20 protein-coding genes are annotated in these 25,902 nt (G+C 65.9%); 8 read left to right on the top strand and 12 right to left on the bottom strand.

What is annotated here, in order from left to right; all coding sequences use genetic code 11:
* Positions 1–7 precede the first annotated feature (7 nt).
* Positions 8–952, bottom strand: coding sequence for a LysR substrate-binding domain-containing protein (locus ACN9MB_RS17950; protein WP_426269774.1), 945 nt, complete (start codon positions 950–952; stop codon positions 8–10).
* Between the two features lie 214 nt (positions 953–1,166).
* Here ACN9MB_RS17950 and ACN9MB_RS17945 point away from each other — a divergent pair, with 214 nt between their 5' ends.
* Complete coding sequence (locus tag ACN9MB_RS17945) at positions 1,167–3,848, top strand: M1 family metallopeptidase (RefSeq protein WP_426269773.1); 2,682 nt, start codon at positions 1,167–1,169, stop codon at positions 3,846–3,848.
* 174 nt (positions 3,849–4,022) lie between these two features.
* The gene (locus tag ACN9MB_RS17940) at positions 4,023–8,138 is read left to right on the top strand and encodes a hypothetical protein (protein WP_426269772.1); all 4,116 of its coding nucleotides are present in this window, start codon (positions 4,023–4,025) and stop codon (positions 8,136–8,138) included.
* Positions 8,139–8,251: 113 nt separating this feature from the next.
* Here the strand turns inward: ACN9MB_RS17940 and ACN9MB_RS17935 are convergent, their stop codons facing one another.
* The 6 genes from ACN9MB_RS17935 to ACN9MB_RS17910 are packed head-to-tail and all read right to left on the bottom strand — an operon-like array spanning position 8,252 to position 13,898.
* Positions 8,252–9,268, bottom strand: coding sequence for an NADP-dependent oxidoreductase (locus tag ACN9MB_RS17935; protein WP_426269771.1), 1,017 nt, complete (start codon positions 9,266–9,268; stop codon positions 8,252–8,254).
* 13 nt (positions 9,269–9,281) lie between these two features.
* Complete coding sequence (locus ACN9MB_RS17930) at positions 9,282–10,070, bottom strand: SDR family oxidoreductase (RefSeq protein WP_426269770.1); 789 nt, start codon at positions 10,068–10,070, stop codon at positions 9,282–9,284.
* A gap of 16 nt (positions 10,071–10,086) precedes the next feature.
* Positions 10,087–10,857 carry an SDR family oxidoreductase gene (locus ACN9MB_RS17925; protein ID WP_426269769.1) on the bottom strand — a complete coding sequence of 257 codons (771 nt, stop codon included), beginning with the start codon at positions 10,855–10,857 and terminating at the stop codon, positions 10,087–10,089.
* 54 nt (positions 10,858–10,911) lie between these two features.
* On the bottom strand, positions 10,912–11,601 hold the full coding sequence (locus ACN9MB_RS17920) for a histidine phosphatase family protein (protein ID WP_426269768.1): 690 nt from the start codon (positions 11,599–11,601) through the stop codon (positions 10,912–10,914).
* A gap of 3 nt (positions 11,602–11,604) precedes the next feature.
* Positions 11,605–12,672 (bottom strand): phosphotransferase family protein, encoded by a 1,068-nt coding sequence (locus tag ACN9MB_RS17915; RefSeq protein WP_426269767.1) that lies wholly within the window; start codon positions 12,670–12,672, stop codon positions 11,605–11,607.
* Complete coding sequence (locus tag ACN9MB_RS17910) at positions 12,669–13,898, bottom strand: acyl-CoA dehydrogenase family protein (RefSeq protein ID WP_426269766.1); 1,230 nt, start codon at positions 13,896–13,898, stop codon at positions 12,669–12,671. Before ACN9MB_RS17910 ends, ACN9MB_RS17915 begins: the two co-directional genes overlap by 4 nt.
* Positions 13,899–13,998: 100 nt before the next feature.
* Between ACN9MB_RS17910 and ACN9MB_RS17905 the strand changes: the two genes are divergently transcribed.
* The 3 genes from ACN9MB_RS17905 (at position 13,999) to prmC (ending at position 17,653) form a co-directional block, all read left to right on the top strand.
* Positions 13,999–14,922 (top strand): LysR family transcriptional regulator, encoded by a 924-nt coding sequence (locus ACN9MB_RS17905; RefSeq protein WP_426269765.1) that lies wholly within the window; start codon positions 13,999–14,001, stop codon positions 14,920–14,922.
* A gap of 131 nt (positions 14,923–15,053) precedes the next feature.
* Positions 15,054–16,730: an FAD-dependent oxidoreductase gene (locus ACN9MB_RS17900; protein ID WP_426269764.1), complete on the top strand. Its 1,677-nt coding sequence runs from the start codon at positions 15,054–15,056 to the stop codon at positions 16,728–16,730.
* 95 nt (positions 16,731–16,825) lie between these two features.
* Positions 16,826–17,653 carry a peptide chain release factor N(5)-glutamine methyltransferase gene (gene prmC / locus ACN9MB_RS17895; protein ID WP_426269763.1) on the top strand — a complete coding sequence of 276 codons (828 nt, stop codon included), beginning with the start codon at positions 16,826–16,828 and terminating at the stop codon, positions 17,651–17,653.
* A gap of 157 nt (positions 17,654–17,810) precedes the next feature.
* Here the strand turns inward: prmC and dxs are convergent, their stop codons facing one another.
* Positions 17,811–19,700, bottom strand: coding sequence for a 1-deoxy-D-xylulose-5-phosphate synthase (dxs, locus tag ACN9MB_RS17890; protein WP_426269762.1), 1,890 nt, complete (start codon positions 19,698–19,700; stop codon positions 17,811–17,813).
* A 130-nt stretch (positions 19,701–19,830) separates the two neighbouring features.
* On the opposite strand from dxs, the gene ACN9MB_RS17885 reads away from it, so the two are divergent.
* On the top strand, positions 19,831–20,253 hold the full coding sequence (locus ACN9MB_RS17885; protein WP_204637014.1) for a low affinity iron permease family protein: 423 nt from the start codon (positions 19,831–19,833) through the stop codon (positions 20,251–20,253).
* Between the two features lie 195 nt (positions 20,254–20,448).
* Here the strand turns inward: ACN9MB_RS17885 and ACN9MB_RS17880 are convergent, their stop codons facing one another.
* Positions 20,449–21,051 carry an HNH endonuclease gene (locus ACN9MB_RS17880; RefSeq protein WP_204637013.1) on the bottom strand — a complete coding sequence of 201 codons (603 nt, stop codon included), beginning with the start codon at positions 21,049–21,051 and terminating at the stop codon, positions 20,449–20,451.
* A 256-nt stretch (positions 21,052–21,307) separates the two neighbouring features.
* Between ACN9MB_RS17880 and ACN9MB_RS17875 the strand changes: the two genes are divergently transcribed.
* Positions 21,308–22,072 carry a SapC family protein gene (locus ACN9MB_RS17875; protein WP_426269761.1) on the top strand — a complete coding sequence of 255 codons (765 nt, stop codon included), beginning with the start codon at positions 21,308–21,310 and terminating at the stop codon, positions 22,070–22,072.
* Positions 22,073–22,267: 195 nt separating this feature from the next.
* Positions 22,268–22,669 carry an ester cyclase gene (locus ACN9MB_RS17870; protein WP_204637011.1) on the top strand — a complete coding sequence of 134 codons (402 nt, stop codon included), beginning with the start codon at positions 22,268–22,270 and terminating at the stop codon, positions 22,667–22,669.
* A gap of 7 nt (positions 22,670–22,676) precedes the next feature.
* Here ACN9MB_RS17870 and ACN9MB_RS17865 read toward each other — a convergent pair whose 3' ends face one another.
* The 3 genes from ACN9MB_RS17865 to ACN9MB_RS17855 form a co-directional block, all read right to left on the bottom strand.
* On the bottom strand, positions 22,677–23,384 hold the full coding sequence (locus ACN9MB_RS17865; protein WP_426269760.1) for a DUF899 family protein: 708 nt from the start codon (positions 23,382–23,384) through the stop codon (positions 22,677–22,679).
* Between the two features lie 14 nt (positions 23,385–23,398).
* Positions 23,399–23,872, bottom strand: coding sequence for a GNAT family N-acetyltransferase (locus ACN9MB_RS17860; RefSeq protein WP_204637009.1), 474 nt, complete (start codon positions 23,870–23,872; stop codon positions 23,399–23,401).
* Positions 23,873–24,118: 246 nt separating this feature from the next.
* Positions 24,119–25,894 carry an acyl-CoA dehydrogenase C-terminal domain-containing protein gene (locus tag ACN9MB_RS17855; protein WP_426269759.1) on the bottom strand — a complete coding sequence of 592 codons (1,776 nt, stop codon included), beginning with the start codon at positions 25,892–25,894 and terminating at the stop codon, positions 24,119–24,121.
* Positions 25,895–25,902: the final 8 nt, after the last annotated feature.

Genomic DNA, 25,902 nt, shown 5'->3' with positions numbered 1-25,902 from the left:
CGACACCTCAGCGAGTGGCCTGGCGCGTGGGCTTGCTCTCCGCGATGCCCGGTTGCAGCAGACCGGGCGGCAGATCGCTGATCACTTCCGAGAAGCGCTTGAGGAACAGGCCCATCGACGAACTCTTGCGCCACGCCAGCGCAATGCGGCGACTGGGCGGATGGCCGGCGAATTCCAGCAGGCGCACGTTGTCGGTGCGCGACACCGGCGGCTTGATCGCGAGCGTGGGCAACAAAGTGATGCCCACATTCGCGGCCACCATCTGGCGCAGGGTTTCCAGGCTGGTGGCGCGGAAACCCGAGCGTTCGCCGGCACCGGCGAGCTGGCACACCTCCAGCGCCTGGTCGCGCATGCAGTGGCCGTCTTCGAGCAGCAGCAGGCTCTCGTCTTCCAGGTCGTCCAGCTTCAGGCGCTTGTGCTTCTGGCCCAGCGGATGATTCTCGGGCACGGCGAGCACGAACGGTTCTTCGAACAGGAATTGCGTGTGCAGGCTTTCTTCGTGCAGCGGCAGTGCGAGGATGCCGGCGTCGAGCGAACCCTCGCGCAGCATGCGGATGACCTGCTCGGTCTTCTCTTCCACCAGCAGCAGTTCGAGCCGCGGAAAATGCTTGCGCACCAGCGGCACCAGGTGCGGCAGCAGGTACGGGCCCAGGGTGGGAAAAATGCCCAGCCGCAGGGTGCCCGATTCCGGATCGCGGGTGCGCTGCGCAATCGCCTTGATCTCGTCGATCTCCGACAGCACGCCGCGTGCGCGACGGGCGATCTCGCGGCCGGTCTCCGTCAACAACACCTTGCGCGGCGTGCGCTCCACCAGCGCCACGCCCAGTTCGTCCTCCAGTTTCTTGATCTGGGTGGAGAGGGTGGGTTGGCTGACGAAGCTGGCCTCGGCCGCACGACCGAAATGGCGATGTTCGGCGAGGGCCACGAGGTAGTGCAGGTCGCGCAGGTTCATGGGCGGAATCGCTCATTTTTCCAATAGCTGATGTCTATCATAATGAGGTCTTCCATCGGTCAAGACAATGCATGGGGATCGGGGAGGCCCGGGCACTGTGGGCGAACTCCGAAAGCGGCGGGCAGCTCCCGCCGGCATGCCTTTTGGCACTGTGTCCAAAGTCACGGCAGCACCTAGCTTCGGGGTTTGCCTTACCAAGGGGAGCCTTTCGCGCATGCGCCGTTTCGTCCGTCCACTCGTTCTCACCGCCCTGGCCGCCTGTTGCGGCACCGCCCTCGCCGCCGCCGTCGATGACCAGCCGCACGGCCGCCTGCCCGGCTGGGCACAGCCGGAGTCCTACCAGCTCGACTTCAAGGTCGACCCGCGCCAACAGGATTTTTCCGGCAGCACGGTGATCAAGCTGAAGCTGACCGAGGCTTCCGACCACCTGTGGATTCATGGTCGCGAACTGAAGGTGAGCAAGGTCAACGTGACCGATGCCGCGGGCAAGTCGCATGCGGCCAAGTACGTGGACGTGGCGCCGCAGGAAGGCGTGGTGCGCATCGATTTCGGCAGCACGCTCAAGCCGCAGGAGCTGACGCTGGCGATCAACTACACCGCGCCGCTCAACCAACAGCTGCAGGGCTTGTACAAGGTGAGCCACGAAGGCCAGCCGTACGCGATGACGCAGATGGAACCGATCAGCGCGCGCTACGCATTCCCGGGCTTCGACGAACCGGGCTTCAAGACGCCGTTCGATATCCGCCTGACCATCCCCAACGATGAAGTGGCCGTTGCCAACACCAAGCAGGTGAAGGAAGAGAAGGCCGGCGATGGCTGGAAGAAGCTCACCTTCTCCACCACCAAGCCGCTGCCGACCTATCTCGTCGCCTTCGGCGTAGGCCCGTGGGATGTGGTGAAGGGTCCGGATATTTCGCCCGACCAGTACCGCACTAACGCGCTGGAACTGCGCGGCGTGGCGGCCAAGGGGGAAGGCCATCGCCTCCAGCATGTGCTCAGCGAAACGCCGACGATCATCCACACGCTGGAGGATTACTACGGCTTCGGCTATCCGTGGGACAAGCTCGACCTGCTGGCCGCGCCGGATTTTTCCGCGGGCGCGATGGAAAACGCGGGTCTGGTCACCTTCCGCGACTGGCTGCTGCTGATCGATCCGGATTCCCCGGCCACCTATGTGCGCGGTTCGTTCAACGTCACCGCGCATGAACTGGCACACCAGTGGACGGGCGACACCGTGACGCTGGCCTGGTGGGACGACCTGTGGCTCAACGAAGCGTTCGCCACCTGGATGCAGCAGAAGGTGACGCAGAAGGTGCATCCGGAATACCGCGCCGATCTCGATCGCGTGCGCGGTGCACAGGGCGCCATGAACGACGACAGCCTGGTCACCACGCGCAAGATCCGCCAGCCGATCAGCGGCAACGGCGACATCGAGACGGCGTTCGATTCCATCACCTACCGCAAGGGTGCGGTGGTGCTGGGCATGTTCGAGGGTTACGTCGGCGAATCGGCGTTCCAGCAGGGCATGCGCGCGTATATCCAGGATCACAAGTACGGCAATGCCACCGCCGACGATCTGATCGGCTCCGTGGCCAAGGCCGCCGACAAGGGCGACAACTTCAAGCAGGCGTTCAAGAGCTTCCTCAACCAGCCGGGCGTGCCGTACGTGCAGACCGAGCTGGCGCAGGAAGGCGGCAAGACCGTGCTCAAGCTCAGCCAGAGCCGTTACCTGCCGGTGGGCAGCAAGGGCAACGACAAGCAGGTATGGGGTGTGCCGATGTGCGTGCGCTACGGCACCGCCAGCGGCAGCAAGGTCAGTTGCGAACTGTTCGACCAGGCCACCGGTTCGATGGTGCTGGAAGGCGCCAGCAAGAACACCTGGGTGTTGCCCAACGCCAACGCCACCGGCTACTACCGCTTCGCCATGGCGAAGAAGGACCTGGCCACGCTGGGCAAGCAGATCGACAAGCTCGACGATGCCGAACAGCTCGCCTACGCCGATGCCGTGTATGCGAGCTTCAAGCATGGCGACCTCGATGCCGGCGACGTACTGGCCGCGCTCAAGCCGTTGACCGCGTCCAAGACGCGCGAAGTGGCCACCGCGCCGCTGACCAGCTTCAACTGGATCCATCGCAACCTGGCGCAGACCGACGCCGAGCGCGCCAAGCTCGATGCGTGGGCTACCAGCGCCTATCTGCCGCGCCTCAAGGCACTGGGTTACCAGCGCAAGGCCAACGAGGCCGACGGCGACTCGCTGCTGCGCGCCACCCTGGCCGATGAACTGGCGCTGGTGGTGAAGGTGCCGGAGGTGCGCGCCGAACTGCTCAAGCAGGGCGACGCCGCGCTCAAGCGCAAGCCCGACGGTCGCCTCGACCTGGCTACCGGCGACCGCGATCTGCTCGGCACGGCATTGGCCGTGGCCGTGCAGGAGCGCGGCAAGAGCGCGGTCGATGCGTTGATTGCCGAAATCCCGCAGACCAGCGACCCGGCTTTCCGCAATGCCATGCTGGCGGGTTTGAGCGAAGTCAGCGATCCGGCACTGGCCGTGCAGGTGCGCAACTTCGCCCTCGACAAGAAGGTGAAGGTGGGCGAGATGGCCATGCTGCTCGACGGCGGCCGCGACACGCGTGCCGAGCGCGATGCGTCGTGGCAGTGGACCACTAGCAACTACGACAAGATTGTGGAACGCACCGGCAGCTTCGCCGGCGGCAAGCTGCCCGACCTGATTGGCGGCGGCGGTTGCTCGCAGGACGAAGCCGATCGCCTGCAGGCGTTCTTCAAGGACCGCGTAAAGCAGGTCACCGGCGCCGAGCGTGGCCTGGCGCAGACCACCGAATCGACCGTGCTCTGCCATGTGCTGGCGCAGAAGCAGGATGCCAAATCGATCCTGCGCTGATTCAACGGTCGCAGGCAGTGGTCCCCACCGGGCGGCGCAAGCCGCCCGGTTTTTTTGCGGGCGCTCAACCCTTTTTTCGCATCCGCCTCGTTAGAGATGACGAAGGCGCTTTCCGTCGCCTTCCGCCGGCACCTACACTGGGCTGGCTCACCCAGCGTCGTCAGGGAGAAAGACATGCGTCGTCCGTGGGAATGGTTGTGCCCGCTCGTGTGGCTGGTTGCGCCGGCCATGGCGCAGAACGTGCCGCCACCGCTGAAGGATTGGCAGGATTGGGTCTTGCACGACGTGCCCGAGCACGCGTGTCCGGTGTTGAGTTCGGTAGGTGGGACCACGCTGCAGCACGAGTGCGCGTGGCCCGGAAGGCTCACGCTGGATGCGGGCAAGGACGGCGCCCGCTTCGGTCTGGACGTCCATGTCGATGGACGCAGCTGGATCGCGCTGCCCGGCGATGCACGCAACTGGCCGCAACAGGTGAGCGCGAACGGCAAGCCGATGATCGTGCTCGATCACGAGGGCGTGCCGTCGTTGCAGCTGGAACCCGGCGACTACGCGCTGCACGGCACGCTGCCCTGGGACAACCGCCCGGCGCGTTTGCAGGTGCCGGCCTCGATTGGCCTGGTCTCGCTGACGCTCGACGGCAGTCCGGTGGCGCGCATCGAACGCAATGATGCGCAACTCACCCTGGGCGAGGCCGCGGAGGCGCAACGCGCGGCCGATGCGCTGTCCGTGCGTGTCTTCCGCCGACTGCACGATGGCCTGCCGTCCGATCTGCAGACGCAACTGCAGTTCAACGTCACCGGCAGTTCGCGCGAGCAAGTGCTGGGACCGGTGCTGCCCTCGGGGTTCGTCGCCACGTTCATCGACGGCGGCCTGCCGGCACGGCTGGAAAGCGACGGCCGCCTGCGCGTGCAACTGCGTCCCGGCCAGTGGACCATCAACCTGGGCGCACGCGGCACCGAGGTGCCCAAACAGATCAAGCTGACCCCGCCCGGAGCGCCGTGGCCCGCGCAGGAGATCTGGAGCTATGCCGATGAGCCGTCGCTACGCAGCACGCGCGTCGACGGGCAGCCGGTGGACGCTGGTCAGGCCGACGTGCCTGCCGAGTGGGCGGATTTTCCCGCCTACGCGCTGGACGCGGATCATGGCCTCGCCATCGAACAAGGCACGCGCAACGGCGAAGGCGGGCAGGGCGATCAGCTCGCCTTGCATCGGCAACTGTGGATGGACTTCGATGGGAAGGGTTTCACCGCAGCCGATTTTTTGACCGGCACCTTGCGGCGTAGCCAACGACTCGACGTGGCCGCGCCATGGCAGTTGCAAAACGCTTCGCAGCCGGACCGCCCGCTCTTGGTCACCGAGAACGGCCACGGGCGCAGTGGCGTCGAATTGCGCGATGCGAAACTCCAGCTCACTGCCGGCCTGCGACTGCCGGAGCGCGGCAATGCGCCGAGCGGCGGCTGGATGCTTCCGCTGGAAAGCATCGATACGACACTGCATCTGCCGTACGGTTATCGCCTGATCGGTGCCGCCGGCGCCGACCGTTCGCCCGATTCGTGGATCGCGCAGTGGAGCCTGCTCGACCTGTTCGTGGTGGCGCTGATCGCCTTGCTTGCCGGCCGCATGCTGGGCTGGCCGTGGGCGCTGCTGGCGCTGGGCTTTCTCGCGCTGGCGCAGCATGAGCAAGGCGCTCCTCGTTGGACGCTCGCGCTGGCGTTTGCGCTGGCGCTGCTGATGCGTGCACTGCCGGAAGGAAAGCTGCGCCTGGCGTCGCGTATCGGCGCCGTGGCAGTGCTGGTGCTTGCCGTGCTGTGGAGCCTGCCGTTCGCGGCATCGCAGATGGAGTACGCCTTGCATCCGCAACTGGAACAGGGACGTATGTTCAGCAGCATTTCGTCCGAGGCTCGCGAGGTCGCGCCGCCGCAAGTCGTGAACATGGTGGAAGAAGCATCTACGAATGCGATTGCCCCTGCCCAGGTGCCGATGGCAGCGCCCGCGCCCCCGCCCCCGCCTGCGCCCGCTGCAGACATGATGGCGGGCTCGCGTGCGGACTACGCGCCTAAAGTCGCGCAAAAAGCCCGGGCCACAGGTTCGCTTGAAGCGATCACGGTTACCGGCACCGCCATCAACGTCGGCCAGGAGCCGGATAGCCGTAGTGTCATCCAGGCAGGGCAGGGTACGCCTGACTGGGACGTCGGCAACAACTATCGCCTTGGCTGGTCGGGTCCGATCACGGCCGAGCAGACGACGCGGTTGGTGATTGCGCCAGCGTGGCTGGTTCGACTGCTGCGCGTGGTCATGCTGGCCTTGCTGCTGGTGATGCTGGGCAAGCTTGCCGCACGCCTTTTGCCGACGCTCCAAGGCTCGTGGCGTAGCTGGCGCATGCACGGCGGTGCCACGGCGTTGCTGCTGCTCGCGTTGTTGCCGCACGGCGTGCATGCGCAGACGACACCGAATGAGGCCATGCTGACCCAACTGCGCAATCGCCTCACCGAAGTGCCCACCTGTGCGCCCGATTGCGCGGCCGTCGCACAGGCCGCGTTCCAGGCGAATGGCGATCAGGTGACGGTGGATATGGAGATGCACGCGGGCGCCAGCATCGCCGTGCCGCTGCCGTTGGGTGGCCCCTCGCTGTTGATCCAGAGCGTAAGTGTCGATGGCAAGGACGCGACGCTGATGCGCAATGCGGACGGCTTGCTGGTGAAACTCGACCGCGGCGTGCATCGCGTATCGCTGCGTTATGGCGCCGCCGCCACGGACGTCGGCACGCTGCATTTTCCGCTGCGGCCGCAGCATGTCGTGTTCAGCGGCAACGGCTGGAAAGCCGACGGCATGGCCGATGGCCGGCTGCTCGGCGATAGCCTCACCTTCAACCGCGTGCGCGCCGCGGTGGACGGGACGACCCCGGCGGGCGTCACGCAGGCGTTTCCTCCGTACGTGAAGCTCACCCGCATCCTGGTGCTGGGTAACGAGTGGACGGTGCGCAACGTGGTGGAGCGCATCGCACCCAGCGAAGGCGGCTTCAGCCTGGATCTGCCGCTGCTGCCCGGCGAGCATCCGTTGGGCGACGATGCGCGCGTGCACGATGGACGCATCGGCATCACCTTCAACGCCAGCGAAGCCAGCAAGAGCTGGAACAGCCGGCTGGAGCGCAGCGATGCACTCGCCTTGACCGCGCCGGGCCTCGGCGAGCGTGCGGAAACCTGGGTATTGCAGTCCTCGCCCATGTGGCATCTCGAAGCCAAGGGCTTGCCGTCCAGCCAGGACGAGCAGGGTCTTCGTTACCAGCCCTTGCCCGGCGAAAGCCTGCACGTCGCCGTGACGCAACCGAAGGCGGCGGCGGGCGACAGTCTCGCCTTCGATCAGGTGGAGGTGGATAGCCACGCCGGCGATCGCACCACCGAAACCCTGCTGACGCTCAAGGCACGCAGCACGCGCGGCGGCGAGCATGTCATCGGCTTGCCCAAAGGGGCCGAACTGCTGGAGGCGAAACGCGACGAGGCGCCGTTGAGCCTGGCCATACGCGACGACAAGATCAGCCTGCCGCTGCTGCCGGGCGCGCACGTCTACACGCTGCGCCTGCGCGAGCCCGAGGGTGTTTCCTTCGCTGTGCGCACGCCGGAGTTCAGCTTGAATGCGCCGGCCGCGAACATCCAGCTTCGCCATGCACTGCCGGAAAGTCGCTGGGTGCTGTGGACGTGGGGACCCAGCGTGGGCCCGGCCGTGCTGTATTGGTCGCAGCTGCTGGTGTTGCTGCTGGCGGCCTGGTTGTTGGCACGCTATGCGCCCACGCCGCTACGCTTCCACGCATGGCTGCTGCTGGGCCTGGGCTTTTCCGCCTTCGCCTGGGGCGCGTATGCGTTGGTGGTGGTGTGGCTGATCCTGCTGGGATGGCGCGCGCGGTTTGTGCTGCCCGAACGCTATGGCGTCGGTTTCAACCTGACCCAAGTGGCGCTGGCTGCGGTGACGCTGGTGGCGATCGCCGTGCTGATCTCCGCCGTGCCGAAGGGGCTGCTCGGCTTGCCCGACATGCACGTCGCCGGCTACGACTCCACCGCGTGGCAACTCAACTGGTTTGCCGACCAGACCGACAACGCGCTGCCGCAAGCGGGCGTATTCAGCGTGTCGCTGTGGGTCTACAAGATCGCCATGCTGCTGTGGGCGCTGTGGTTGGCCAATGCGCTGATCGGCTGGCTGCGCTGGGGGTTCGAGGCGTGGAGCCATGGTGGTTATTGGCGGGCGCGCAAGCCCAAGGTGGTGGAGCCGCCGGTGGTTCCGGACGTTGCGGAGTGAAAGAAGGCGCCGCGTTTTAGCGCGGCGCCTTCTCTGGAACTGTCGCGCACAAGTGCGCTCCCACAAGTGTGCGGTGACCTTGTGGGAGCGCACTTGTGCGCGACGGGCCTGCCTCAGTCCTCGTTACTCACTTTCAACACCAACTTCCCCGTGTGACTTCCATCGAAGAGCCGGTTGAGCACCAGCGGCGCGTTCTCCAGGCCATCGGCCACCGTTTCGCCCGCCTTGATCTTGCCGCTCACCACCCAGCCGACCAGCTCCTGCACCGCCTTCGCCTGATCCTTGTAGTCGAAGGCAAGGAAGCCGCGCACGGTGAGGCGCTTGACGATGATCACGCTGTAGTCGTCCGTGGCGCGTGCGCCGCCCGCGTAGTTGGCGATGAGTCCGCACAAGGCCACGCGTCCGCCATTGACCATGCGTGACAACACCGCGCGCATCACCGCACCGCCGACGTTTTCGAAGTCGACGTGCACGCCGTCGGGGGTCGCTTCGGCGAGCTTCTGCTTGAAATCGTCGGCCTTGTAGTCGACCGCGACATCGAAGCCCAGGTCCTCGACCAGGTGACGGCATTTCTCGGCACCGCCGGCAATGCCCACCACGCGTGCGCCGCGCAGCTTGCCGATCTGTCCGGCAATCGAGCCCACCGAGCCTGCCGCGGCGGAGACCACCAGCGTTTCGCCCGCTTGCACGGGCGCGATTTCAGCCAGGCCGTAGTACGCCGTGATGCCGCTGAAGCCGCAGGCGCCCAGCAGCGTGGGCAGCGCCACCGGCGGCTTGGGCGGCAGCTTCACCCAGTAGCCCGTCTTGTTTTCGTCGAGCAGGGCATAGTCCTGCCATCCCACCAGGCCTTGCACCAGGTCGCCCACGGCGTAGTGTTTGGACCTGGACGCGACCACGCGGCCAATGCCGAGACTGCGCATCACTTCGCCGATGGCGACCGGCGGCATGTATTGCGGGACGTCGCTCATCCACACGCGATTGGTGGGATCCATCGAAAGATAGAGCACGCGAACGAGTGCCTGGCCGTCGGCGAGTTCGGCGGTGGGTGTTTCGCGCAGGTCGAAGTTGTCCAGGCCCACCAGGCCTTCGGGGCGTGTCTTCAACAGCAGTTGGCGATTCGTGAAGCTCATGGATGTCCTCCGGTCAGACGGCGCGAGCGCCGCCATCGATGACGAGTTCCGCCGCGGTCACATAGCGGCTTTCATCGGATGCGAGATAAAGCACGGCATAGGCCACATCGTCCGGTTCGCCGAGCCGGTGCATGGGAATGCCGCGCACCAGTTTCCTGGTGGCTTCCTCCTCGCCCAGCTTGTCGAAGAACGGTTGCACGATACCGGTGCGGATGAAGGCGGGATGGATCGAGTTGCAGCGCACGTCGATCTTCTGCCGCGTGCAATCCATCGCCACCGATTTGGTCAGCGCGGCCACGGCGGCCTTGGAGGTGTTGTAGGCGGTGTAGTCGGGATCGATCTTGAATGCCGCCAGCGAGGAGATATTCACGATCGAGGCCGGCTGCGCATCGCGCAGATACGGCATGGCGTGCTTGCAGCCCAGCATGATGCTGTCCAGGTTGACGCCCATCACGCGGTGCCATTCCTTCAGCTCGATGCGTTCGACGCCACCGAGCGAACCGATGCCCGCGTTGTTCACCAACACCGAGAGACCGCCCATGGCTTCGGCGGCGTCCGCGAGCGTGCGTTCCCAGGTGGCCTCGTCGCGCACGTCCTGGGTTGCGGACCATGCCACCGTGCCGCCGCATTCCTGGTTGATCTGGGCAGCGACCGCGGCAACGCTCTGCGCATCGATATCGGTCAGGAAGACCTTGGCGCCGTACCGCGCCAGCATGCGCGCGGAGGCGGCACCAAGACCGCCGGCGGCGCCGGTGACCAAGGCGCGTTTGCCGGCGGCGCGTGGTGGAAGAGGGGGTGTCATGGTTTGTTCCCTGGTATCAGACACTGAGGTAGCCGCCATCCACGTTCAGCACGGCGCCGGTGGTGTAGGAGGCGGCATCGGACGCGAGATACAGCGCCGCACCGGCCATTTCCGATGGCTGCGCCACGCGGCGCATCGGCACGTGCGCCAGCGCCTGCTTGAGGATGGCCGGCGTGTTCACCAGCACCGAGGCGAACTTGGTGTCGGTAAGCCCCGGCAGCAGGGCATTGCAGCGCACGCCTTGTTCGGCGCATTCCACGGCGAAGGCCTTGGTCATCGAGATCACCGCTGCCTTGGTGATCGAGTAGATGCCTTGCTGGAAACCCGGCACTACGCCATTCACCGAAGCCACGTTGACGATCGAGCCGCCGCCGTTCGTTGCCATCAGGCGCGCGCCATGGGTGGACATGTAGAAGTAGCCGCGGATGTTCACGTCCACGGTTTTCTGGAACACCGAAGGGTCGGTGTCGAGAATGGGTCCGAAGTACGGATTCGTGGCGGCGTTGTTGATCAGGATATGCAGGCGGCCGTGGGCTTGCTGCACGTGTGCATACAGTGCCTCGATCTGCGCCATCTCGCCGATGTGACAGGCGAACGCCTCGGCCGAGCCGCCCTCGGCGACGATGCCGGCGACCACGGCCTGGCAGTCCGCCTGCTTGCGGCTGGACACGATCACGTGCGCACCATGGGATGCGAGCAGTTTCGCGATCTCGGCGCCGATGCCGCGGCTGGCGCCGGTAACGATGGCGATCTTGCCGGTGAGGTCAAACGTGCTCGGTGTGGTCATGAAGTCAAGTTTCCATCGCGTAGGTGGGACGGTGCTGTGGGGTGCAACGGCGACTCATCGCAAGGTCACGAGTTGCTCGTCACGCGTCCGCTCCAGGTGCGGCCACGTGTTGTAGGTCACCAGGCTGGCGCCGCGGGAGCCTAGTCGAAGCTTTGTCACTCCCGTGTTCACGAGCGACCAGCTGAGATCGAAAGTCTTCGTCTCCGGCACCTGCAGCAGCGCCGCCACCATCACGGTGATGGGACCGCCCGAGGTGAACGCCCAGAGGGTGTTGGCGGACGACTCGCTCAGCTGGTTGAGCGCATCGAGCACATCGCTGCGAAAGCGGTTCCAAGGGCGGCTGTAGTCGGCGTCGTGCTCGCCGCTGGTCCAGCGCCCGATGGCGTCGACAAACAGCTGCTGGAACGATCGATAGGGATCGGACTCCTGCGTCATCGCGGCGCGCAACGCGCCGGGCGCAGCGAGGTCGGGACGCAGCCGTGCCAGCAATTCCAGGTGATCGACTTCGTCCAGGCCGGGCAGGGTGATGGGCGATGCGACGACGCCCGCGGCTTCAAGACAAGGCAGCGCCGTCTCGCGATGGCGCGCGCGCGGTCCCATCGCCACCAGGTCGGGCTTCTGCCCGCATTCGGCGAGCCATGCACCGAGCAGGGACGACTGTTGCACGCCCAGCGGCGACAACCGGTCGTAGTCCTCGGCGTGGAAACTCGCCTGGCCGTGCCGTATCAGCAGCAGTTCGCGCATGCGTCAGTCCAGGCCGGCCATCAGCCGGCGGCAGCGCGAGCCCATATAGCGGGCAGCGTCGCCGAAGCCGGCGAATTGCGGATTGGTGGTTTGTCCCAGTGCATAGCGACGGTAGATCTGCTGGATGATCACCATCAGGCGGAACAGTCCGAAGATCTCGTAGAAGCGCCAGCGCGAGACATCCATGCCGGTGCGTTCGCCGTAGTACGCGACGACCTGGTGGCGCGTGAGCATGCCGGCTTCATGCGTGGGCTGGCGGCGAAACGACTGGAAGATCGGGTCGTCATCGGCCTGCACCCAGTAAGCCAGCGAGCTGCCCAGATCCATCAAGGGATCGCCCACCGTAGCCAGCTCCCAATCCAGCACGCCGACGATATCGAGCGGGTGGTCGGCGGCAAGCACCACGTTGTCGAAGCGGAAGTCGTTGTGGATCACGCAGCTGGCGTTGTCGCGCCTGGGTTGCTGCGATTGCAGCCAGGCGATGATGTCCTCGCACGGATCGGAGCCTTCCGTTGCCGACTGCCGCCAGCGCTCGCTCCAGCCCGCCACCTGCCGCGCGATATAGCCTTCGCCCCGGCCGAATTCGCTCAAGCCCGGTTGGCTGGCGTCGACGTGGTGCAGCTCGATCAGCCGATCGATGAAGCCGAGGCACAATGTTCGCACGCCCTCGCGATCGAGTCCGAGTCCGGCCGGAAGGTCGCGACGCAGGATGGTTCCCTGCAGGCGTTCCATCACGTAGAAGTCCTGGCCGATCACGCGGTCGTCGTCGCAACGCGCGAGGATCGCCGGCACGTACGGGTAGCTCGCCTTGAGCGCGGTCATGACGCGCGCTTCGCGCAGCATGTCGTGGGCGGACTTGGCCTTTGCGCCGCGCGGCGGGCGACGCAGCACGAGGTCTCGCTGCGGATAGCTCAGCAAGTAGGTGAGATTCGAGGCGCCGCCGGGAAACTGCCTTACCGTCGGCGCACCCTGCAGCCCTTCGATATGCTGCTTCAGAAAGGCGTCGACGCGTGCGATGTCGAACGCGTCTTCCTCGCGCACTTCACGGGCCTGTTCAGCGGGCGCGGTCATGCTTGATTCTCCACGGCGAGCTGGGCCTTCGCTTCGAGTTTGGCGACGACGGCGCGATGCACTTCGTCCGGACCATCGGCGAGGCGCAGCACCCGGGCATAGGCATAGAGCTGCGCCAGCGGGAAATCGTCGGTCAGGCCGGCGCCGCCGTGGATCTGGATCGCCGCATCGGCGGCCTGCTGCGCGACCATCGGTACCACCACCTTGATCTGCGAGATCAGGCTGAGCGCCGCCTTGCTGCCTTGCGTGTCCAGCGTCCAGGCGGTCTTGAGCGTGAGCAGTCGCGCCTGTTCGATCGCCATGCGCAGGTTCGCGATGATGTCGGCGTTGCCGCCCAGCTTGAGCAACGGCTGGCCGAACGCCACGCGCAATTGCGCCCGTTTGCACAGCAGCGACAACGCGCGTTCGGCGGCGCCGATCGCCCGCATGCAATGGTGCACGCGACCCGGCCCCAGCCGTCCCTGGGCGATCTCGAAGCCGCGGCCGGCGCCGAGGATCACATGGGAAAGCGGCAGGCGCACGTTGGCGAAATGAAGTTCGCCGTGGCCCGAGGGTTCGTCGTAGTCATGGAATACCGGCAGCATGCGGTCGATCTGCACGCCTGCGGCATCCAGCGGACAGACCACCATGCTGTGGCGGCGATGCGGCTCGGCCTGCGCGTCGCTCAGGCCCATGAAGATCACGAAGCGGCAATGCGGATGGCCCAGGCCGGTGGTCCACCACTTGCGCCCGTTCAGGACGATCTCGTCGCCCTCCACCGTGGCCGTGGCGCGCATATTGGTGGCATCGGACGAGGCGACGTCCGGTTCGGTCATCGCGAAGCCCGAACGGATCTCGCCGCGCAGCAGCGGTTCCAGCCACTGCCGCTTTTGTTCTTCCGAACCGTAGCGATGCAGCACTTCCATGTTGCCGGTGTCCGGCGCGTTGCAGTTGAACGCCTCCGGCGCGATGAAGGAGTGCCCCATGAGCTCGGCGAGCGACGCGTATTCCACGTTGCTCAGGCCGGGACCGCCGTCGAGATCGGGCAGGAACAGGTTCCACAGGCCGGCATCGCGGGCACGTGCCTTGAGCTGTTCCATCACCGGCGGCTGGCGCCATTGCCGATGGTCCGCGCCACCGACGAGTTGCGCGGCATAGACGGGCTCGGCCGGAATCACCTCATCGCGCATGAAACGTGCGAGGCGCTCGGTGAGCGCGTGGGTGCGCTCGGAGGGGGCGAAATCCATGGCGGTTCTCCTCAACTCTCGGGGAGCGTACGCCCCGGACCGCCAATTATTGAAATGAATATACTTTATGGGTTGGCATTAGCCACATGAATGGGTGTGGATGATGGAACGCGACAGCCGTATCGACCTCAACCTGTTCCGCGTGCTCGATGCGATCTATACCCAGGGCGGGGTCAGCGCGGCGGCGCGCGTGCTGCACCTGACCCAGCCGGCGGTGACGCATGCCTTGCGCCGCCTGCGCGACCAGCTGGGCGACCCGCTGTTCGTGCGCCAAGGCAACCGCCTGCTGCCCACCGACAAGGTGCGCGCGATGATGCCGGCGGTGCAGGGGCATCTGAAGGGGTTGCTGGCCAGCACGTATGCCCAGCCGAGTTTCGATCCGTCGCGCCTGCAGATGGAGTTCGTGATCGGTTTTCGCGACATCCTCGAATCGATCGCGCTGCCGGGATTGATGGCCAGCATCGGTCGCGATGCGCCCGGCGTGCGCGTGGTGAGCCGTCGCGTGGCGGCGGACGAGGTGGAGCGCGAACTTTCCACCGGCGCGCTGGATCTGGCGGTGGATCGTCCGCTGCGGGCCGGCGAACGCATCTCGCATCGACGCCTGCTGGATGAGACGCTGGTGGTGGTGATGCGGCGCGACCATCCGCTGTCGCAGCAACTGCGTCGCGCGGATTATCTCGACGCGCAGCACGTCACCGTCTCCCCGCTGGGCGAGTCGAGCGCGCTCGATGCCTTGATGGGCCAGAACGGCATGTTCCGCGAAGTGCGCATGGTGGCGCAGCATTACTTCTCTGCCTGCCAGATCGTCGCCGCCAGCGACCTGCTGCTCACCGTGCCCAAGGCCTACGCCGATCACCTGGCGCCCTTGCTGCCCATCGCAATACAGCCGTTGCCGGTGCGCATCAAGGCGATTCCCATCCTCGCCTACTGGCATGATTCCAAGGACAACGACCGGGCCCATCGCTGGTTTCGTGAACGTCTCGTCAAGTCGATCACCGTCGCCATGCAGGCGTCGTCGCAATGACTTGCGACCGACACCGTTGCGGCGCACGATGCATGCAGCAGCGCAGCGCAGAGTCTGCCAAACGCGCTGACATAACCTGAAAGGACGCGCCTGGCTCGCCGCCGGGCCGTCCCCATGACGAGGTGTCTTGCATGTCCGAGCAGTCGCCAGCACCTGAGGTCGTCTACGACCCGACCGATCCGATGAACCGCAAGGAGCAGATGTTTCCGCGCCTAGACCCGTCGATGGTCCGGCGCATCGCCAGCTACGGCCAGGAGGAACTCGTGCCTACGGGCACGATGTTGTTCGAACGCGGTCAGCGCGGCGTCGACTTTTTCCTCGTGCTCGATGGGCTGGTGGAGGTCTTCGACGTCGACAAGCACGGCCAGTCGAACGTCTTCACCATGTATGCCGCGCGCCAGTTCAGCGGCGAAATGAACATGTTCAACCATCGCGCGGTGATGGCCTCGGCGCGCGTGGCGATGGACAGCCGCGTGCTGCGCGTGCGCTCGGCGGATTTCCGCCGCATGGTGGCTGCCGAAGCGGACATCAGCGAGATCATCATGCGCGCCTTCATCCTGCGGCGCGTCGGTCTGATCCGCGCCGGTTTCGGCGGCGTGGTGCTGGTCGGCCCCGGTCATAGCGGCGACACCTTGCGGCTCGAGCGTTTCCTGGTGCGCAACGGTTACCCGCATCGATTGATCGACACCGAAGTGGATGCCGACGCGGAAGGCTTCATCGAATGCTTCCAGCTTCACCCCGATCAATTGCCGGTGGTGATCTGCCCCGAACGTTGCTTCCTGCAGAATCCGAGCACCTCGGAACTGGCCGATGAACTCGGCCTCACCGAAGTCATCGATCCGGACTTCGTCTACGACGTGGCCGTGGCCGGCGCCGGTCCTGCAGGGCTGGCCGCTGCGGTGTACGCCGCCTCGGAAGGTCTCACCACCATCGTGGTGGAGGGCGTGGCGCCGGGCGGGCAGGCCGGTACGTCGTCGAAGATCGAAAACTATCTGGGCTTTCCCACCGGCATTTCCGGGCAGGCCCTGGCCGGTCGCGCGCAGGCGCAGGCGCAGAAGTTCGGCGCACGGTTGGCCATCTCGCGACAGGCCTCGGCGTTGGACTGTTCGGTACATCCGTTCCGCATGCGGCTGGACGATGGCCAGACCATCCAGGCGCGCGTGGTGATCGTGGCCACCGGTGCGCGCTATCGCAAGCTGGACGTGCCCGGCTACGAAATGTTCGAGGGCGCCGGCATCCACTACGCCTGCACCGCGATGGAAGGACAGCTGTGCAAGAACGAGGAAGTGGTGGTGGTCGGCGGCGGCAATTCCGCCGGACAGGCGGCGGTGTTCCTCTCACGCATCGCCTCGCACGTGCATGTGCTGGTGCGCTCTTCCGGCCTGGCCGCGACCATGTCCGATTACCTGGTGCGGCGCATCCAGCTGTCCTCGTCGATCACGCTGCACACGCATAGCGAGATCGTCAATCTGGAAGGGGATGGGCGCCTGAAGCAGGTGAGCTGGCGACAGCGCGAGACCGGCGAGGTGACTACGCGGCCAGTCAGCAACGTGTTCGTGATGATCGGCGCCGAACCCAACACCGACTGGCTGAAGGATTGCCTCGCGCTCGACAACAAGGGCTTCGTGCTCACCGGTCGCTGCGCGCAGGGACATCTGCTCGAATCGCCTTATGCGACCACCAAGCCCGGCATCTTCGCGGTGGGCGACGTGCGCTCCGGCTCGGTCAAGCGCGTGGCGTCGAGCGTGGGCGAGGGTTCGGTGGTGATCCAGGCGGTGCATGGCTATCTGGCGCCGGCGCCGGGCTGACGCCGGGCGCATTGGCTCTACACTGTGCGTTCCCCACACCAGGATGCAGCGATGACCATGGCGTCGATCCACGCGGCCGGCCGAGTACGCCACCCGTGACTGAAGTACGCGACGTCATCGCCGATGCCACGCGCACGCTCGGCGACCGCCTGGAAGCCGAGTTGCTGCTCCTGCATGTGCTGGACAAGCCGCGCAGCTGGGTGATCGCGCATGCCGACGACCGCCTCGACGAAGCGCAGCTGGCGGCCTTCGCAGCGCTGGTGCAGCGTCGGGGAGAGGGCGAGCCGGTGGCCTATATCACCGGCCACCGCGGCTTCTGGACGCTGAACCTGGAAGTCACCTCGGCCACGCTGATCCCGCGTCCGGAAACCGAGTTGCTGGTGGAGCTTGCGTTGTCGCGCATGGATGCGGCGGCGCGCGTGGTCGACCTGGGCACCGGCAGCGGTGCGATTGCCCTGGCCATCGCGCGCGAGTGTCCGACGGCGCGCGTGGTAGCTACCGATGCGAGTGCCGATGCCCTCGCCGTGGCGCAGCGCAATGCCGCCAAGCACGGCATCCGCAACGTGCGCTTCGCGCAGGGCGACTGGCTCGCGCCGCTGGCTGGCGAACACTTCGACCTGGTCGTGACCAATCCGCCCTATATCGAAGCGGACGACGTGCATCTGGGGCAGGGCGACCTGCGTTTCGAACCCGCCACCGCCTTGGCCTCCGGCGCCGATGGCCTGGACGATATCCGCCGCATCGTGGCGCAGTCGCGCGATCATCTCGTGCCGGGTGGCGCGCTGTTGATGGAGCACGGATGGAACCAGGGGCCGGCCGTGCGTGCGATTCTCGAGGGTGCCGGCTACAGCGACGTGTTCACTGAACAAGATCTCGAGCAGCGCGATCGCGTCAGCGGCGGCGTCTGGCATGAACCTGTGTAGGAGCGCACCCTGTGCGTGACTGGCCAGTACGTTAGCTCACGCTCTGGCCGGTCGCGCACAGGGTGCGCTCCCACAAAAGACCGCTGCGGCGGTATGGACGTCCAAACAAAAAACGCCGCGACATGCGCGGCGTTTTCGGTAAGCCTGCATCGTTCGCTCAGGCGGTGATCTGGCTGCGCGAACCCACTTGCGGGAAGCGCGCACGGATCGCATGACGGATGCTTGGCAGGTCGAGGCCGGCCATGGTCAGCACTTCCTCGCGGCTGCCGTGCTCGAGGTATTTGTCCGGCAGGCCCAGGTGCAGGATCGGCTTGACGATGCCGTGCGCGGCCAGGCATTCGGCCACGCCGCTGCCCGCGCCACCGGCGACGGCGTTGTCTTCCAGCGTTACGAAGGCATCGTGGGTACGCGCCAGTTCGAGGATCATCGCCTCGTCCAGCGGCTTCACGAAACGCATGTTGACCAGGGTGGCGTCCATTTCCGCGGCGATTTCCGTCGCCGGCGCCAGCATCGCGCCGAAGCTGAGCAGGGCCAGCCCGTGACCGCGACGGCGCAGTTCCGCCTTGCCGATCGGCAGCGTTTCCAGTTCCTGCTGCAGCGGCACGCCGGGGCCGGTACCGCGCGGGTAACGGATCGCCGCCGGACCGTGATAGTCGAAGCCGGTGCTGAGCATCATGCGGCATTCGTTTTCGTCGGCCGGCGCCATGACCACCATGTTCGGCAGGCAGCGCAGATAACTCAGGTCGAAGCTGCCCGAGTGGGTGGCGCCGTCCGGGCCGACCACGCCGGCGCGGTCGATGGCGAAGGTCACATCCAGGTTCTGGATCGACACGTCGTGGATCGCCTGGTCGAACGCGCGCTGCAGGAAGGTGGAGTAGATCGCCACCACCGGCTTGGCGCCTTCGCAGGCCATGCCGGCCGCCAGCGTCACCGCGTGCTGCTCGGCAATCGCCACGTCGAAATAGCGTTGCGGATATTCCTTGGAGAAACGCACCAGGCCCGAGCCTTCGCGCATCGCGGGGGTGATGCCCAGCAGGCGCTCGTCGGCGGCGGCCTGGTCGCACAGCCAGTCGCTGAAGATGTCGGTATAGGTGGGCTTGGACGGGCCGGCCTTCTTCACCAGGCCCGCCTGCGGATCGAACGGACCCACCGCGTGGTATTCGATCTGCGCCTGCTCGGCGGGCGCGTAACCCTTGCCCTTGGTGGTGATGACGTGCAGCAGCTGTGGGCCGGGCAGGTTCTTCACCGTGCGCAGCGCGGTCAGCAGCTGCGGAATATTGTGGCCGTCGATCGGGCCGGTGTAATGGAAGCCCAGTTCCTCGAACAGCGTGCTGGGCACGAACATGCCCTTGGCGTGCTCTTCCCAGCGCTTGAAGAAGCGGCCGAAGAACGACTGCTTCGGGATCGCACGCTTGGCCCGCTCGCGCAGCGCGTTCAAGCGGCGGCTGGACATTGCGCGCGCCGCCATCTTGGTCAGCGCGCCCACGTTCTCGCTGATCGACATGCCGTTGTCGTTGAACACCACCAGCATGTCCGGTTCCACGTCGCCGCCGTGGTTGAGCGCCTCGAAGGCCATGCCAGCGGTCATCGCGCCGTCGCCGATCACGGCCACGACCTTGCGATGGTCGCCCTTGCGCTGCGCGGCGATGGCCATGCCGAGCGCGGCCGAGATCGAGGTGGACGAGTGGCCCACGCCGAAGGTGTCGTACTCGCTTTCCTCGCGACGCGGAAACGGTGCGAGGCCGTCTTTCTTCTTGATCGTGGTGATGCGGTCGCGACGGCCGGTGAGGATCTTGTGCGGATAGCACTGGTGCCCGACGTCCCACACCAGTCGATCGTGCGGCGTGTCGAACACGTGGTGCAGGGCCACGGTCAGTTCCACCACGCCCAGGCCGGCGCCGAAATGGCCGCCGGAACTGGCCACGGCTTCGATCAGGTACTGACGCAATTCATCGGCGATGGCGGGCAGGTCTTCATCGGACACCTTGCGCAAGTCGGCCGGGGTCGCGATGGGCGCCAGATGGGGGTAGCGGGACAGGTCGTTCATCCGCGTATTGTTGGCCCAGCGGGGAGGCGGGGCAAGGGCGGTGAGGTGAAAACTTGCGGGCCGGCCCTCCACACGGCGCTGACACGGCAAGGACGAGGCTGCGGCGCAGTCATTCAGCCAGGACGGTCCCATGAGCATGAGCAAGGCTTTCCAGCGGTTCGCCGGAGCCGTCGCCCGCTATTCCGGTCGCCCGACGACCTTCGTCCTGGCGGTATTGGTGGTGGTGGCCTGGGCCGTCACCGGGCCGATGTTCCACTTCGGCGATACCTGGCAACTGGTCATCAATACCGGCACCACCATCGTGACTTTTCTGATGGTATTCCTGATCCAGAACACCCAGAACCGGGATTCGGTGGCCGTGCAGATCAAGCTGGACGAATTGATCCGCAGTTCACAGGCGCACAACGCCCTGCTCAACCTGGAGGAACTGGACGAGGTGATCCTGGAGCGGATCCGCCGCCGTTACTGCCAGCTGGCCGAGGATGCGCGCAACGAATTGCAGCGCATCGAGGACGAGGACAACCCGTTCGGCGACGAGGCCGAAACGCCTTAGAAGCGGTTCAAGTTCCCGGGGCCAACGGGTTCCCTTCACCGTCATTCCGGCGCAGGTCGGAATCCGGTGGCCCCGGTGGTGGGTTTTCGCGAGGCCCGTACATGTGGGGACTCGCGAAAATCCAGCGCACTCGCTACTGGATTGCGGCCTGCGCCGGAATGACGCTGAGGTATCAGCGGGAGTCCGATCCGGCTTTCAAACCATATGCTCGCGGCGGTCGCGCGGCAGGTGGTTGACCAGGAATTCCATCTGGTCGGCCAGGATGTTGCGGTTGGACAGGATCAGGTGCTCCACCCAACTGGGGCGGTAGGGCACGGCCAGCAGCGGCATATTGGCCTGCTGCGGCGTGCGGTTGCTCTTGCGCAGGTTGCAGTGCAGGCAGGCGCTGACCACGTTTTCCCAGGTGTCCTTGCCGTGCTTGGAAATCGGCAGCACATGGTCGCGGGTCAGCTCGCCGCGGCTGAAGCGTTCGCCGCAATACATGCACAGGTAGCGGTCGCGGGCGAACAGCGCCGTGTTGGTGAGTGCCGGCGAGGGATCGATCGCGTGGTCCCGGCAGTGCCCGGTGCTGGCGATGATGGGGTGCAGGTCCAGCGTGCTCTGCAGGCCGCTCAGGCGATTCTGGCCGCCGTGGACGGTGATGCAGGGGTCGCCCAGCGTCCATGCCACGGCGTCGCGAACATAGAGGCAAACCGCCTCCTGCCAGCTGATCCAGTCAAGAATTCGGCCGGCGGCGTCCAGCGACAGCACGCGGGTCGAATGAAGGTCGACAACGCGGCTAGGTACTTCCATCAGCATGCAAAACCGTCCTTCAACCCAGGGGAATGAACGTGCGGGTGCAGCAAAGATGCTTTTTGACAGCCCGAGGATAGACCAAATCCATGACAGAACACACGCAAACGGTTGTCCGAGCAGGGAAGAACCAGATTTGTCGGGTGTTCTCGGTTCGGTCCCGGCGCTGATATAGTGTCTGTTCATCAGTAGACCCGAGGCCGGGTTTGGGAGGGGGAGCCTGGGTGGCTACCCCGGCGCGGCTGGGGATGAGGTAGTCAACGTGGCTGAAGTTCTTTTCTACGAGCGTCCTGTTCCGCTCAACCGCACCCAACACAAAGACCTGCGCATCAAGCCGATCCCGAACCTCAAGTTCGCGGGCGCTGTGCATTCGGTGCCGCTGACCGGCGTGGAATTCCCCGCCGCTGCGCGCGATCTGCCGATCTTGTTTGGTGGCCTCACTGTCGAAGACGCCGGTCCGATGGCCCTGCTGGGCCTGCGCGAGAACGAGAACCTGTTCATCGACGCCAACGGCACCTGGGAAGCGAACGCCTACATCCCGGCCTTCATCCGCCGCTATCCGTTCGTGCTGGCCGAGAAGCCGGCCGGCACGGAAGGCGACGATTTCACCGTGTTCCTCGACGAAGCCTATGAAGGCTTCAGCACGGCCGAGGGCGAAGCCCTGTTCAAGGACGACGGCAGCGAGACCGAGATGCTGAACAACGCCGTGCGTTTCCTCGGCGAATTCCAGCAGCACGTGTCGCGCACGCATTGGTTCATGGAGCAGCTGCGCAAGCACAACCTGCTCGAGCCGCGCAACATCCGCCTGGAGAAGGATGGCAAGTCCATCAACCTCAACGGCCTGTTCGTGGTCAACGAAGAGCGCCTGCGCGCGCTGGACGAGAAGACCACGCACGAATTCCTGCGCGAAGGCGTGTTCGGCTGGATCTATGCGCACCTGCTGTCGCTGAGCAACATCGACCGCGTGTCGCAGCGCCTCAGCCAGCGCGAGCAGGCTGAAGCGGGCGCTCCCGCTTTGACCAACTGATGTTCGCGGCGTCACGGCACCGCACGGTGCCGTGACGCTGTTCCGCAACGCGCAAGACGTTGCGGCCGGTTTGTTGCCCATGGCGACCCGCGCAAGGGTCCGCCCTCACACTGTCCACGCATGCCCCGGCGATATGCTCCGCCCGGACGGCGGCTGGTTGCCGTCGGCGATACCGTCCCCCGGCTCAAGGCAGGCATGTCCGAGCAGAACAAGCGCGTAGTGATGACCTACGTCGACGCGTTCAATCGCGGCGATCTCGATGCCGTGTGCGCGATGTTTGCGTCCGACGCCCTGATCTACGGCGCGCTGGGCTGGGGTGGCCTCGACACGGCGCGTCCGATGTGGGAACAGCTGATGCGCTGCTTCCAGTTGAGTCTCGAAGTGGACGCCGTGGTGGCCGAAGGCGACACCGTGGTGGTGCGTTACACCGAGCGCGGCCGTTCGGTGCAATCGTTCCGCGACGGCCCGGTCACCGGCAAGGACTACGAAGTTCAGGCGATGGAATGGTTCGTGGTGAAGGAAGGCCACATCGAGCGGCGCTGGGGTGTGCGCGACACCGCGTCGATGTTTCGCCAGATGGCCTTGCCGTTGCCTTAGCCGCGGCTCACTTGTCGTAGGTCAGGCTGGGCCGCCAATCGCCGCCACGCCCTTCGGGCAGGCAATCGAGCAGGTTCCACAGCGGCCAGATCGGATCGACGTGACGCGGATCCTGCCCGGCTTCCGGCGGCACGAACATCAGCTCGCTGCACCAGGTGTGATGGACCTGCCCGTCGCGTTTGAGAAACACGTTGAGCGCCGGCATCTGCCGGCCCTCGGCGGTTTCGCCCTGGTAATCGGCGTTGTACGTGGTGTGTTCGGACGACAGCAGATGCAGCTGCCGCCAGCCGCGTTGCTGCGCGAAACGGCGGATGCGCTGGATCGGCGATTTGGCCACCACGGCCACGTTGGCGCGCTGACGCAGATGCGGCATCTCGCCATCGAGCGCATCGAGAATCGACGAGCACGACGGGCACGGCGCAGACATCGCCGGCCCGAACATGTAGCTGTAGACCACCAGCGTGTCCTTGCCGTCGGCGAACAGTTCCGACAGGCGCGTCTTGCGCGCGACGCCAGTGGTCAGCGGCGTGTCGCCTTCGTCGTCGAATTCGTAATCCACGGGAATCGCGCCGCCCAGCGGCAACGCGCGCCGCAAGGCGGCGGTGGCTTCGGTCTGGCGCCGCAATTCGATTTCCGCCTGCAACAGCCGGTCGCGTGCGACGCGATAGGCGTGGCTTTCGCCGGGAAATCGAACCGTGTGCAGTGGATCGTTCATGACGGACTCCCGACTCAGCGGACAGGTTTGGCCAGGCGCAGCAGGTCAAGCGCGTAGCCAGCGCTCTCATACACGGCGCGGGCGCGCTCGTTGCCCGGAAAAACCGCCAGCGTCATCAGCTGGCAACGATGTTCGCGCGCCCAGTTCTCGGCATGTTCCAGCAGCACGCGGCCGACGCCGCGACCTTCGTGCTGCGGCGCCACGGCAATGTCGGAGATGTGGCAATTGCTGCGGCCGGTGAAATAGTCCTGGGTCTTCTGCAGGTGGATGAAACCGACCGGCTCGCCGTCGTCGTCCTCGGCCACGAACAGGAAACTGTTGGCCGGTTGTTCGTCCAGATGGCGGCTGAGGTCTTTGCGGATGCCTTCGATGCATTCGTGGCGGCGCCGCCACGGCGGCAAGCTGAAGTCCACGAAGCGGGGCACCAGGCCGAGGATGAAGTCGTCATCGTCCTCGGCCAGGCGGATCAGATAGGTGGCGTCACTCATGCGGGTGCAACCGGCAGCGAGAGAAGTGCGTCGTTTCTACACCCAGCCGCGTGGAGACGGTAGTCCCGAAAGCGTGAAAAACCCCTTTGTATACGGGAGGTATATGTGGGAGCGCTTGTGCGCGACAGGCCTTCCCGCAGGGTCTGTCGCGCACGAGTGCGCTTCCGCAGAAAAGCTCCTCACAAAAAGTGCACGCCCACAAAAAAAGGCCCCTCCGTCGCGGAGGGGCCTTGTGAGAGCACTACATCAAGCGATGGCGGGGATCGTATCCACGCCCGCCTCGATGGCGGCCTTGTGGGTGAGGCTGCGCGGCAGCAGGCGGGCGAAGTAGAACGCGGCGGTGTCGCGCTTGGCCTGCTTGAACGCTTCCTGCTGGCTGCTGTTGGCCAGCGCGGCGACGCCGCGTGCCGACATGTAGGCCAGGGCGATGTAGCCGGAGTAGTAGAGGTAATCCATCGCCGCGGCGCCCAGTTCCTCCGGGTTGGCCTGCACGCGCTGGGCGAGCGTGGTGGTGAGCTCCGCCCATTCCTTGGCGTACCTGGCGAGCGGGCCGATCAGTCCGGCCAGCGCGGCGTCCTGCGCATGCTGCTGGCAGAAGGCCTGGATTTCCTGCAGGAACAGCTTGAAGCCGGCGCCCTGCAGCTGGAGGATCTTGCGGCCCAGCAGGTCGGCCGCCTGGATGCCGGTGGTGCCTTCGTACAGCGTGATGATGCGGGCGTCGCGCACGAACTGCTCCACGCCGTTCTCGGCGATGTAGCCGTGGCCGCCGTAGACCTGCAGCGCTTCCTTGGTGCACTCCTGCGCCAGCTCGGTCACCACGCCCTTGGCGATCGGGATCAGGAACGCGACCAGGTCGCTGGCCTGCTTGCGGGTGGCTTCGTCGGCGCCGCGCGCTTCCACGTCGGTCTGCAGCGCGGTGTACAGCAGCAGGGCGCGCGAGGCTTCCACGATGGCCCGCTGGGTCAGCAGCATGCGGCGCACATCCGGCTGCACCATCAGGTTGTCGGCCGGCTTCTGCGGGAACTTCGGACCCGACAGCGAGCGGCCCTGCAGGCGCTCGCGTGCGTAGTTCAAGCTGTTCTGCAGCGCGCGCTCGGACAGCGCCAGGCCTTGCACGCCCACGCCCAGGCGTGCGGCATTCATCATGGTGAACATGGCGGCCAGGCCCTTGTGCGGCGCGCCGATCAGGTAACCCTCGGCGGCGTCGAAGTTCATCACGCAGGTAGCCGAACCGCGCAGGCCCATCTTGTGCTCGATGGCACCGGCGGCGACCGCGTTGCGCTCGCCCAGCGAACCATCGGCCTTCACCTTGAACTTGGGCACGATGAACATCGAAATGCCGCGGCTGCCGGCCGGCGCGTCGGGCAGGCGGGCGAGCACGAGGTGGATGATGTTCTCGGCCAGGTCATGCTCGCCGGCGCTGATGAAGATCTTGGTGCCGGTGATCTTGTAGCTGCCATTCTCGCCCGGTTCGGCGCGGGTCTTGAGCAAGCCCAGGTCGGAACCCGCCTGCGGCTCGGTCAGGCACATGGTGCCGGTCCAGCGGCCTTCCACGATGGGCTTCAGGTAGGTGGTCTGTTGCGCCTCGGTGCCGTGCACTTCCATCGCGTGGCAGGCGCCCTCGGACAACAGCGGATACAGGCTCCACGCCAGGTTGCCCGACTGGAAGATCTCGGTGGTGGCGGTGCCCATCACGTTCGGCAGCGCCTGGCCGCCGAAGTGCTCGGCCTGGGTCAGGCCGGTCCAGCCGCCTTCGGCGAACGCCTTGAACGCTTCCTTGAAGCCCTTGGGCGTGGTCACGGCATGCGTGGCCTTGTCGAAGCGGCAGCCTTCCTCATCGCCGCTGGCGTTGACCGGAGCCAGCACGGCTTCGCTCAGGCGACCGGCTTCCTCGAGCACGGCGTCCAACAGGTCGCGCGTGTGGCCTTCGCCACCCTGCAGCTTGGTCAGCACGGCTTCTGCGCCGAGCACGTCGAAGAGGGTGTAACGCTGGTCGTCGAGGGGGGCCTTGTAGATCGTCATGGCGATGT

Source organism: Dyella kyungheensis (genome assembly GCF_049913195.1).
Classification (GTDB): domain Bacteria; phylum Pseudomonadota; class Gammaproteobacteria; order Xanthomonadales; family Rhodanobacteraceae; genus Dyella; species Dyella kyungheensis.
The sequence above is the reverse complement of the archived record's forward strand: the minus strand, read 5'-3'. Positions and strand labels throughout refer to the sequence as shown.